7 protein-coding genes are annotated in these 12,246 nt (G+C 52.2%); all 7 read right to left on the reverse strand.

Annotated features, from left to right (window positions below; genetic code table 11):
• The 7 genes from FE845_RS12040 to FE845_RS12070 all read right to left on the reverse strand — a co-directional run bounded on the left by FE845_RS12040 (window position 1) and on the right by FE845_RS12070 (window position 12,113).
• Window positions 1-1,044, reverse strand: coding sequence for a proline racemase family protein (locus FE845_RS12040; RefSeq protein WP_200364925.1), 1,044 nt, complete (start codon window positions 1,042-1,044; stop codon window positions 1-3).
• Window positions 1,041-2,186 (reverse strand): zinc-binding dehydrogenase, encoded by a 1,146-nt coding sequence (locus FE845_RS12045; protein WP_200364927.1) that lies wholly within the window; start codon window positions 2,184-2,186, stop codon window positions 1,041-1,043. Before FE845_RS12045 ends, FE845_RS12040 begins: the two co-directional genes overlap by 4 nt.
• Window positions 2,187-2,339: 153 nt before the next feature.
• Entirely contained in the window at window positions 2,340-3,452 is a 1,113-nt protein-coding gene (locus FE845_RS12050; RefSeq protein WP_200364929.1) for an AI-2E family transporter, read from the reverse strand.
• A gap of 115 nt (window positions 3,453-3,567) precedes the next feature.
• A complete protein-coding gene (locus tag FE845_RS12055) occupies window positions 3,568-4,011 on the reverse strand; it encodes a DUF4124 domain-containing protein (RefSeq protein WP_200364931.1) in 444 nt (147 codons plus the stop codon).
• A gap of 62 nt (window positions 4,012-4,073) precedes the next feature.
• A complete protein-coding gene (locus FE845_RS12060) occupies window positions 4,074-9,350 on the reverse strand; it encodes a DNA repair ATPase (protein WP_200364933.1) in 5,277 nt (1,758 codons plus the stop codon).
• Window positions 9,351-9,439: 89 nt separating this feature from the next.
• The gene (locus FE845_RS12065) at window positions 9,440-11,443 is read right to left on the reverse strand and encodes a hypothetical protein (RefSeq protein ID WP_200364935.1); all 2,004 of its coding nucleotides are present in this window, start codon (window positions 11,441-11,443) and stop codon (window positions 9,440-9,442) included.
• Window positions 11,444-11,486: 43 nt separating this feature from the next.
• On the reverse strand, window positions 11,487-12,113 hold the full coding sequence (locus FE845_RS12070; RefSeq protein WP_200364937.1) for a hypothetical protein: 627 nt from the start codon (window positions 12,111-12,113) through the stop codon (window positions 11,487-11,489).
• Between the last annotated feature and the right edge of the window lie 133 nt (window positions 12,114-12,246).

Raw genomic sequence — 12,246 nt, forward strand, 5'->3', positions numbered from 1 at the left:
TCAAAAAAGCGAGTAATTCCCGAGGACATGACGAAGCCCATCGCAGTCCACTAAAGAGTCATCACAGTTCACAGCAATATCCGAGCGCGCTAGAACATAACCCTTGCCAGTGATGTTATTTTTCACAACCTGATACTCGCCCGCCTGCTCAACGCCAGAAAACTCACCAATAAAACCCGTCTCACGCAACGAGATGGTTTCAAGTTTGTCTCCGGGGCGAATGAGCCCTTCATAATTCATAAGGGCGAGACGCGCCGAGGTGCCGGTTCCGGTGGTACTTCTGCAGATAACACCCGGATGCACGTAGGTCGCAGAGCGGGAACGGTAATAGCCCTCTGCCACTTGGTGTACCGGCCCCATAAAATGCAGAAATGGCAATGGCCCCACGTCGCCCAGGGTATAATGGGAAAAACCCCGTTCCGCCTGAATCGCTTCAACAATGGCATGGGCTGCAACTGCGAGTTCACGTTCTTCATCGAGCGTAAGATCAAAACCCAGTGACTTTGCATCCACCAATGCGTAGAAGCCGCCGCTGTAGGCCACGCTGTAGGTGACTGTGCCAAGTGATGGCACATCGATACTGGCTTGATGGGTATGGATATAGCTTGGCAGGCCTTCGCAGGTTATCGCTTCCACCACGCCGTTTTCCACCAGCGCTTCTATGCGAACAAGGCCTGCGGGGGATTCCAGTAAAAAGCTCTGCTTGCCCTCCTTTTTAGGCACGATTCCAGCTTCCAAAACCGCCGTTGCCGTACAGATGGTGTTAGAGCCGGAATAGATCGGGTAACCCATGACTTCCATAATGATGTATCCGACTGCAGCGCTCGGGTCCGACGGAGGAACCAACAAATCCACAGACATCTCCGGAATACCGTAGGGTTCTTCCAACAGCAGTTTTCTCAAACCATCGGCTTGATCGCGAAGGTACTCCATTTGCGCCCGCACACTGTCGCCCGGAAGGGGGATGATACCCCCCGTCACAATTCGGCTTACATCACCGCCAGCATGGGTATCCATTAGCTGAATCGTCAATTTCTGCTTCATGCACCTTTCTCCAACGACCAGAGTTGGCCGTGCTCTTCCCACTGGGAATCCGGCACAATCACAATCTTGCCGAGATAATTGCTGCCACGATTCATAAAGTAGCGCTCTGCTTGGTGTAATTCCGAGAGCCGAAAAGCACCGTGCAAAACTGGCTTGAGTCGCCCCTCGCGAATCCAATCCACCAGTTGCTCAGCCTCTTCCCGCGTACCGTGTGACACCCCGAAGATCTGCACCTGATACAGATAAATTCGTGTCCACAAGATTTCACTGACGTTGCCACCACTGGCACCCGCGATGCTCAGGCGAGGATAAGTGCTGCGAGCGTTCATATCGAAAATCATGGCGTCGATGAAGCGGTCGGTCATCTCGCCGCCTACCAAGTCCATTACGGCATCAAAGGGTTTACCGCCTGTTTGGGCCTTTACGCGTTCAACAAAACTGTCCATTTCGGAACGATCAAATACAGATTCGGCGCCCAACGCCTTAAGGGCCGCCGTTTTATCCGGCGTACTTAACGCGTAGGGCACGGCGCCCAGAATGCGGCAAAGCTGGATCAGTGCCGTACCAACACCGCCGCTTGCACCGGTAACCAAAACACGTTCCCCGGCCTCTACGTTGGCAGAGGTGAGCATGTGCATAGCCGTTTGATAGGAACACATTCCCATCGCAGCTAACTGGGCATCGCTCAAATCTTTGTTTGGCACAACGTGGAATTGATCTGAAGGAACAGCCACGTACTCGGCGTAGCCGCCGTCTGCACCATGGCCATAATAATCGGGTGTTAAGTTGATATCCCGGCGGGCATTGCCATACATATTGAAATCCAGCAGCCCCCTCTCGCCAACACGGCTAGGGTCGACGCCCTCACCCACAGCCACTACGCGGCCAGCAATATCGGCACCCTGAATTCGGGGAAAAATAAGCGTAGGCTTGCCGCCCATCTGGAACGAGGTGGTTTCACCTTTTTTGGTGGGATATAGCCCTTCCCGAGCTTTGCGGTCTGTATTGTTCTTGGCGGTAGCGGTTACCTGTACCAACACTTCGCCGGCCGCAGGAGACGGCGTGGGTACGCTTTTATACTCAAGCTTTTCGATGCCGCCATGGCCAGTGAGAACCATGGCCTTCATGGTATTTGGAGTCATGACTAAGTAATCCTCCCTGCCTGCAAAACAAAACCAATCCACTTAGAGTAGGAGAGATATTGGCAACTGTCAGGGAGTGATAGAGAGTGATAGAGAGTGATAGGGAGTGCTAGGGGGTGCGCAAGGGGAACCGCGAGTGATCCCCCCTCTAAACTACTGGGCAATCACCTTGTAAATTGGCCGCAGTTTGGGGATTTGCTTGAGTACAACCTGTATAACAGTCATCAGTGGCACCGCAAGCAACACGCCGACAGGCCCCCAGAGCCACCCCCAGAAAAAGATCGAAACGAAAATAATCACCGGGTTAATCGACATACGAAACCCGTGTATCCAAGGCTCGATGAAAAAACCCACCATAGTGGTCAAGGCAAGATAACCAACGGGGGCAATGGCCATCATCCATAACGTATCCAAGCTTACCGCCGAAACAACCGCCAACAGCAAAATGGTGAGAATAACACCAAGATAAGGAATGAAGCGGGCCAACCCGGCCACCAGCCCCCAGACGGCTGGATCTGGCAAGCCGATAGCCCAAGCCATAAGGCCGGTTGCCACGCCAACAGAGGTATTACTAATACCCAGCACTGCCAGATACTGAGCGATTTGGTGTTGGGAATCGCGGCTAATGCGCAACACTGTTCTACGGTGTCTCCGTGGCAATTGCCGCACAAAGTTAAGCACTAACCTATCGCCGCTAACCAGCAAAAAGTAAGTAAGCGCCATAGCCAGCGCTAAACCCGCAACCCCGTCACGGGCTTTATTCATAAGCTGGGCGCGCCAGGAGTCCGTTTGCAGAACGACCGTTGTGGGCTCTACCGCTGCCTTTTTGCCGCCAGTATCCGAGAGTTCATTCACTGAGTCTTCCACCTTCTGGGCTGACTCAGTTACCTTGTTTATCTGTCGTTTAAGCTCGCTTTCCCCAACCAGCAAACGGGAAATTCCCTCTGGAGCCTTGCCCGCCCACTCAAGCGCAGGTGTTGCCACCGCCATCGACACACCGGCGATACCTGCAAGCACAAGCAACACCAGTATCAGCGAACTCACTACCCGAGGCATACGCAACCCCGAACACATACGCGTAGCAAGAGGCGATAACAGCAGGCTTAAGAGAAGCGCCAAAATCATCGGCAGGACAATCTGATGGGCCAGATACAAGGTGTAAAGCACACCCAGAATAAACAAGCCATAAATAGGGGTGGAGAGGTCCGCTAGCGTCTTCTTAGCTTTGGCGTTGCCCTGTTCACTTGAATCGTGTTCATTTTCCATAAGGTACCCATAGGCCTATCAGCTAGCATTCAGGCCAAGTAGTGTACCTCTGGCAAGGCTTTAGCGCATTACACAAGCACCTACACGGCGGCAGAGGCAATAAAACTGAGCAGACTTACACGCCACACTCTCTCTGTACGCGCGCTTTGAACTCTTTGCGAATACGTTCGTTCTCTTCGTCAGTTACAAAAACCCGCTCACCTTCCTTGTTCAACTCATAGATACCCGAAACCCTCGCAAGATACTTCAGCCGGGCTTGCAAACCCTCACAGTAAGCTTTTTGCTTCGCAGCCTTAGCCTCCTGCTCAGCCACAACCTTTGACCGGGCTTCACGCTCTTTCTCACTATTTTGAAGAAACTCGTTCAGGCGCTGTTTGCGCGCAAGGGCTTCCGCATCAACCGATGGTGGAGCAGCCTTTAGGCGAACCTCATTGGTCACAACGTTTTGGGGCGGCCTATCACCGAAATGCGTTTGCCCGTTCTCATCAACCCAGCGGTAGGTGCCCGCGTGAGATAGGGAGGCGGATAAGAATAATATAGAAATTATGAGTCCCTTCATTGGTTTTGATCCTTGTGTTGGTATTGGGTTTACATGCTGTGTGCAGAGCAGAGTGATTTCGATTATAACCGTGTATTGTTATTTGCTGAATCCTGAGATAGCAACTTATCTTGCAACTCACCGATCACTCTTAACACACGGCTCATTTCCCGCTGAGTTTTTAAATCCAAGCCCAGCTTGCCGTCCATCAGTTTTACTAACGGAACAATAGATTCCTCGAAAATCCGCGCAAAGGCCGTGAGGGCTTCACCGACCTGCGGCGGGCTCTCCAAATTCACTGTTATAGCCGGGCTTAGTTGCACAGACTGCAAGCCTTCGGTTAGCCCATTTTCTAGAGAGCGAGACAACTCCCCTAAAGCCTTGTTGAAATTCTGCTCAGAGCCTTGTTGACCAGCCATTCCAGCAATCAATTGCTGCCCTAGTTGCTGCATTTGCTCGGCAATCAGGCCGAGCTGACGTACAACCTTAACGCCGGTTTCCTCATCGCCTCCCGCCTGTTGGCGACGCCGATACTCTTCACAAATGGCCTGCCAACGGCTCGCTTCGGCTTCCGTCATGGTGCCGCGCATTTGCTTGAGTTTAAGCAGATTCTCTTCTGCACCCTGAGTCAGCAACTGGGATTCGCCTTGGTAGTGATCGTCAATCAGGGCTTCCAGTTCTTTATTACTCATCACCGGCGACAGCTTCTCCGCCAGCTTATTCATATTCCGGTAACTGCCTTGCAACTTGAAGGTAGGCTCGGTGCGATAAGCTTCAGCCTGAGCACTGGAGGCAATATACGCTTGGTTAACTCGCAACACAGTTTCCCGAACACGCATCATCTTTTTCAGCAGCGAGACAATTTCATCCCGTTCTGCTGAGCTGTAGTCGTGTTCGAAATCTGAATCCGCAACCGACTTGCCTTCTGCCAAATCTGCGAACCGGTAGAAGTCCGCCATGCCACGGGTGGCCAGCGGCGCCAGCACCCGATTGGCGCTGAGGCTGTTTTCGATATAGGACAGCTCAAACGCATGTTCCATGCCCGAAAGCACATCCCCAAGATTGTAAATATCTGCCCGGTTTGCCAGCATATCGGGCACTTTGAAAACTTCACCGCTCTCGGTGTAGGGGTTACCGGCCATAACCACGCAGAAACGCTTCCCTCGCATGTCGTAAGTGCTGGTGCGGCCACGCCATACGCCTTCAATGCGCCGGGTGCCGTCACACAAAGAGATAAATTTTTGCAGGAATTCAGGATGGGTGTGCTGGATATCATCCAGATACAGCATCACGTTGTTGCCCATTTCCAGCGCCAGGTTCAGCTTGACCAGTTCCGCCTTCGCCGTGGAATGCGGTGCCTTCTCCGGGTCCAGCGAGGTGACATCGTGGCCCAGACTTGGGCAGTTGATCTTCATAAAGATCAGGCCCAGCCGGTTGGCCACGTATTCCATCAAGGTGGTTTTACCGTAACCCGGCGGCGAGATCATCATTAACAGGCCGGACTGGTCGGTGCGTCGGTCTTCGCCAGCGGTGCCCATCTGCTTGGCCAGGTTGTCACCAATGATCGGCAGGTAGCTTTCGCTGATTAACTTATTTCGCACAAAGGAGGAAAGTGGCCGGGGCTGGTACTCTTCAAGGCGCAACTGGTCGCGCCATTTTTCTAATACCCGATGGCGAACCTCTTGCAACTGTCGCCAACCGGGAATGATCTCCTGCCGGTGATAACGCAAACGCTCTTCGTATTCATCCAACTGCAAGCTCAGGGCTCGCTCGTTAATGTTGGCATGCTGGCCAAGCAAACCTTCTATCTGAAACGCCAACTCCACGCTGCGTATTCTAGTAGTAACAACCTCCCCTGCATTGAGAACCGCCACTACTTCCGGCAGATAATGCAACAGATGTTGTTGGTTTGTTTTATCCATCCAGGCTTTTAGCCAGTGACGGGTAATACTCCAGCGAGCCGCTGGCTGGTCGGCAACCACACCCAAAGCGTTTTGGTATTGGGTAAACTGGCTATCGCGTTTCAAAGCTTCCGCAAAGCCTTCCGCCAATTCACCTGCATAACGAGTGATTTCAAACGCTTCCGACTCTTCTGCTAGTTGTAAAACCAGATACTCAGCAGCCGAGTTCAACAAGGTGCGTTCAGCACTGCCCTTTTCAGCCAAGATAAGTTTGTGGGTTTCAATATACTCCAAGAGTTTTGGGCCAACTTCTTGCTCCAAGGCCTGCAGCAACTCACCGGACTGCATCATGCGGCTGAGTATGCCCGCCGACAAACAACGTGAACGTAACTGCTGTGCGAAAGCCTTCTGCTGGCTCAGCTCGGCCCAGAACAGCATGGCAAGCGCCCGGGCTTTGGGACTAAAGCGTAGCAACCCTGCATTTTGAATAGCTGGCCATAGAGTGCTAACAATCAACGCAGCATCGTGGTCGTGGATACCCTTTTCATAGCCTTCGCGGTAGCGGGGCGATGCAAATGTGCGGATATAGCCGGTAAGCTCTTCAATATCGGCGACGTTAACCTGTAACTCCTGTGACTTCCGGAATTCGTCAATCACCAGAGCCGCTAGGTATTCCCCCCGGTAAACATTGCCAGACTCAGACGGCTGGCTCATATTCCAGTAGCTCCGCAGGCGATCCAGCTCAGGCTCATCCAACCGCTCGTAATACTGGGTGCCGGTCAAATGCAGCAGCACATGGTCATCCCGGGGGATGAGTGTGAGATCCAGTTCCTGCTGGTTCACGCTGAACTTGTGTTTGCCTAGGCGTATGACCGCCCCACCTTCTTCAAAGATATCGGCTTTGTCACGAACGCTGCGCAGGGCGGTGTCTTGAGCGGCTTTTAACTGCCCCAAACAATCATCGGCTTCCATAGCCGCGCCCAGTTCCCGCAGTTCCTCGGCCATGCTACGCAAGCGCGCAACCATGGCATCGGACGCAAAAAAGGCGTGCAACTCTTCCACACTGGTAAAGCGTTCGGTTCTACGATTGACGTTTTTCAGTATGCGTTCAGCCGCATCCGTCAGGGTTGTTACCCGGCGTTGGCGCTGGTCCTGAAGCTGCTGACGCCGGGCTTCAATACTTTCGTGGGCGTTTTCACGCTGCTCCAGCACGGCAGCAAGAAATTCATCGTATTCGCCAAATTGGCTTTCAAGCTCTTGCAGCTGGTCGAGCATGCGAGTCATCAACCCATCGCATTCCCGCACATCAGAAAGCGAGCTGACGCCGTTCGCCAGACTCTGTTCAAACAAACGAATGCGGGCGGCAAACTGGGCTCTAGCCTCTGCACTGCCTTGCTCTTTCAGGCGGATTTCCGCTTCCGAACGCTGCTGATTGATACTGGCGTATATACCTGAAATGTTGTCGGTAATGGCGGTTTCCAGTGCTGCATCGTTTCCCGCCATAGAAGCGAGCATTCCTTGAATCATATCCAGACCGGCAGTCAACTCTCGATACCGCTCCACAATATCTTTCAAGGCGTCGCGGCTCTCAGCCTCAGCCAGATCGGTTTGTAGTTCTGTTAGGGTTTTGCGGTAACCCTCTAGCGCTTCCGGCGATGCAAGGAAACGGAAGGTGCGCTCAGTCAAGCGCTCTTCGGCTTCTGCCAACTCTTGCTCCAGCCGGTCTATGCTGGCCTTATCTGCATAGCGGCGATCGTTCAGCGTTCGCACCCGGCCCCGGTGTTCCCGTAGCCGGGCCAAATAGCTCACGAACTGATCTGGCGCTTGCCAGCTGTCTGGCTTCAAGTCCCGCATCAAGGCGCTTTGGACATCCGCCACCTCGTTGATTGCGGCTTCTGTTTGAGCACGAATACTCTGAACTTTTTCGTACTCATCCAGTACCAGCTCGGCAGTATTACGAATAGTGCCTAACTGCTCATGCAAACCGGCAAACAGCGCTTCATCTTGCGCTGCTGTCAGCCAGTAAAACTGATCGAGAACACGATCAAGCGTACGAATCAACGCCGTGAAATGCCGCTCACTGGCACCTTTGGCTTCAACCAGAGTAATGACGGTATTCAACTCGGCAATGCCGCGCACCAAATCCGGGTTGCCAATGCGCGCCAGCTCTGAGTCGTTGGCAATATTGGCTTTAGCATGAAAACTCTCTGAGGTAAACGGTGTTTCCCAAACCTGCAAAGGGTGAACCAGAGCGGGTTCCTTGTCGGCACTGAAAACCACCAAATGCCCGTTTTCAAACAGAGCAAAACCGTGCCCTATCAGTGGCACATCCGCCTGTTTGCGGATTAAGTTATAGCGGAAAAGAATGACCTGCCCGGTGAGCTGTTCAAAAAACACATACAGCACATCCTCACCGTTAGGCGAGCGCAACGAGCGTTTGAGGCGGAAATCCCCTTCGGGAATTTGAAAGGTTTTTAGCTCGCCTGTAGTGAGGTAAAAGCCCGACGGAAAGATAAGCCCGTGGTTATCCGGTAACGACGCCACAGAACCCGCCATGCTATCAACCCGCTCAATGTTCCTTTGTGTCCGGTTGAACAGGTAATAGCGCCACTGCTCTTCATTGAATGGCAGAATTCGAACCAACAGTATCTCGCCCAAATCCGCATAATCGAATGTGGCATCATCTAGCGACTGGGAATCAGACTCTACCGGGTCTGCATAAATGCCTTCACCAGTCGCTGTGTTGTTCTCTACCTTGAAGGTAATGTTGCCCCTGAGGTTATCCACAAACAGCGTATCGGCGATGTTCAGGTGTGGAGAACGCCCCTGTACCTGAGAGTCGCGACCAACCGTTTTCCAAGGAAAGCTGTACCGATCCGGAAAGGTAAGGTCTCGCTCTCCCCGGTTGTCTATGTAGCGGTTAACCTCACCATTGGACTTGAGTTCCCAGCGGAAAACCCGCAAGTCACTCAGCTTGTCGCCGATGCGAAACGACATCAGCAACATGCCTTTAAGAACAACTAGCTGAGACAAAGTGGCTGTGTTGTAGTACTGCTGCAATTCGCGAAAATCTGTAGCAAACCGTACATCTGTCAGGAAGGTGCCTTCTATGGCGGCTTCGGTCATTTCGAAACCATCGTCGCTATCACTTAGGTGATACAGGCAAAAAACATCGTTTAACTCTATCGTTTTTCGCAACCCAAGCTGCAGGTTAAAACCGAACAACAGCTTATCGCCAAGGCGCACCACATCCCGGGCGATGGCGTTATTTTCAGTTCTAACTCGTGCTCGCCCGAGCACATTCATGCCAGCACTGCCGAAAATTTCTTCGCGGGCCTGATTAAGCTTTAAAACCTGTTCACGAAGCTGCTCGCCTTGCTCTTTAAGGCGGCGCTGGATGGTTTCAAAGGCAGAGCCTTCCTGAACAATGCTCTCAAGACCGGTGCGATCCGTCGACATACCAAATCATCCTGAACTAAGGGAAAGAGGTAAACTGAAAGAAGACAAGCACCATCAATGCCTCACTAGGCATTGATGGTATCGGAGTGTTAAGCCGTTTCAGAGCTATGGTTTGGCTTATCACCAGCTGCGCGCCCAGCTATACCAGCCAGAGCCGCTTGCAGCGACGGAGACTTGTCTAGCACGCCTTGAACGCTCTTTCCATAACCCAAGCCCTGAGCAAACTTTTCGAAAATGCCGCCGTCGCCACCGATCATTTCGAACTTTGCATCCTTCAATGCCGCCGCCATTACACGGCCATTTTCCAGAATACCGGTTTGATGCGCTTCAATCTTTGCCATCACTTCTTTCTCATGAACTTCCAAGTTCATGCGGAATTCTTCGAAGTGACGAGCCTCTTCAGACATGCCGTTATAGGCCTTCAACTTCTCCACCAGACCGGATGCTTCTGCTTTAGCCATAGCCTCACGAGCATCTGCCTTAGCATGACCCATACGCTCTTGCCCTTCAGCTTCCGCCAGCACCATGGCCTTTCGGGCATCCGCTTTCGCTAGACCCAGCTTTTCTTCACCCATGGCTTCTGTTTCAAGACGCTGCTCCAGCACCCGAATCTCGGCCATTCCAGCTTCTTCGTCAGCCTTCGCTGTTGCCGATTTAACATCTGCGCGGGCCAGACCGTCAGCACGAATAGCAGACGCCTGAGCCTCTTTAACCTGAGCTTCAGCCAGCCCATCGGAGGCAGACATAGCTTGACGACCACGAGCCCGTTTTTCATCCGCAATGGCTTGCTTCTCAGCCGCGTCCAACTCCGCCTGAGCCGTTACGCGAATCTGTTCAGCTTCTAGCTTAGAGCGCTCAAACGCCGCTTCTGCAGCCTTTACATCCTTCAGTTTAAGCTCATCAGCGTCGGCTTCAGCCGCAACCACTTTGGTGACTTTAAGCCGCTCAGCTTCAGAGCGGTTGCGAACATCCTTAATGTTCTCTTCTTCTTCAGCTACATTGCGTTCAACCGCAATCCGCTGACTGGTTATATCTGCAATTTCCTTGCGCTCGCCTTCAAGCGCCTTTTCCATACCAATGCGTTCGATTTCTACCGCCCTTTCGCGGTTTACATCTTCCAGCTCACGGGCCTGACGAATCCGCACTTCTTCAATCTGCACCGCCCGCTCACGCGCCTTCATGGCCATTTCAATCTGGCGCTGCTTGTTTTCATCGGCAATAGCCAGCTCTTCATCGGTTTTAATGCGGGCTGACTCAGCGCGGGCGCGCTCTTGTTCACGCACCTGCTCGGTCTCGGATGTTTCACGAGCTTGCAGGGTTTCAATTTCACGGCGTTGGCGGGCTTCTGCGTCTGCCTGGCTGCGCTCCAACTCCAGCGAGGCCTCTCGTGCAGATACATTCTTCCGCTGAATTTCGAGCTCTTGATCGCGCTCTAAGCGGTTTGTTTCCACATTGTGAAACGCGGTGATTTCAGTAATCCGCTTGATACCCTCGGAATCGAGAATATTGTTGGGGTCTAAAGAGGTTTTCGGCGTTTGTTCCAGATAATCGATGGCAACGTCTTCAAGAATGTAGCCATTAAGATCTTCGCCAATGGTTTCAATGATGGAATCACGGAAATGCTGGCGCTCCTCAAAAAGCTGCATGAACTCCAGTTTTTTACCAACCGTTTTCAGAGCTTCACTGAACTTGGCGTTAAACAGCGTATTTACCGCATCGCGATCAGATGCTCGGCCAACTCCTACTGACTTGGCCACGCGTAATACATCTTCCGGGGTTTCATTGACACGTAAGTAGAAAGCAACGGTGATATCTGCCCGCAGATTGTCTTTACAGATCAACCCTTCCTTACCAGTGCGGTTCAACTCTAGAGTGATAACCGAGATTTTCATGGTCTCGGCGCGGTGAATAACCGGCAACACCATGGCGCCCGTGAAGTACACCTTTGGCGTAGGAGAAAGATCGTTCACAATCAGAGCCTGCCCCTGATCGACCTTGCGATAGAACGCCTTGAACAGGGTAAGCACACCCAGTATCAGCAAGACCAGAACACCGACTGTCGTCAGTACCGGCATCATCCACGATAAATCCATTTAGCAATTCTCCTAAGCTGGTTAAAAGAGTATAAGCGCGGGGTTATCCGGCAGAATCACCGGAATAAAATTCGGACTCCGGAACAACCCACCAAGCGTTTTCATCCGGAATGTGTTCAATAATGACCGCCCCTTCCCGATGGGAAAGCGGTGAATGACTGCGTATTTGAAGAACAAGGTGAGCGCCATCAAGAATGGCTTCACCACGGCCTGAAACCTCAGTAACCGTTGAAGAAATCACCACACAAGGCGTACCAACAATGCGCTTTTGTAGCGGCTGTAGAAAAGCCCGACGAAATAGCGGCCGCAGAGGACGCACCAACATCGAAGTAGCCAACAGCCCAAGAATCAATGCGGCAAGGATTACAGCCGCGCCGTACAGCCAGTGCAGCATACCGCTAGGAATCAAGGTTCCGAAAATTAGATCAGTGAAGTAACTGGCCAACCAGCCTGTTAAAAACAAAAGCGTGAGCACCAAAGGCAAAGGCACGCCCTGAAGCCCAAGTGTCACCATCAGGCCGCTGAAATCGCCATTGGCATCAATATCGCCATCTGCCTCGATATCACCCATTCCAAAAAGGGAGATCAGCCAATAAATGATGGCCACACACAAAAATATGGAGAAAACCACTGTAGGGAAGGAAAAAGCAGTGTTTAAGAATGTTTCCATACGCAACCAGACTATCCATTCCGGTGAACTCAAAATATGACAGTTTGTGTCAGCCAAGACCGTCGTTATATCGCAATTAAACTATTTCTTGCAAATGTTTAATTGCGAGGTATAGACTCAAATTATTGACATA

This window comes from Marinobacter sp. 1-4A, assembly GCF_016597725.1.
Lineage (GTDB): Bacteria > Pseudomonadota > Gammaproteobacteria > Pseudomonadales > Oleiphilaceae > Marinobacter.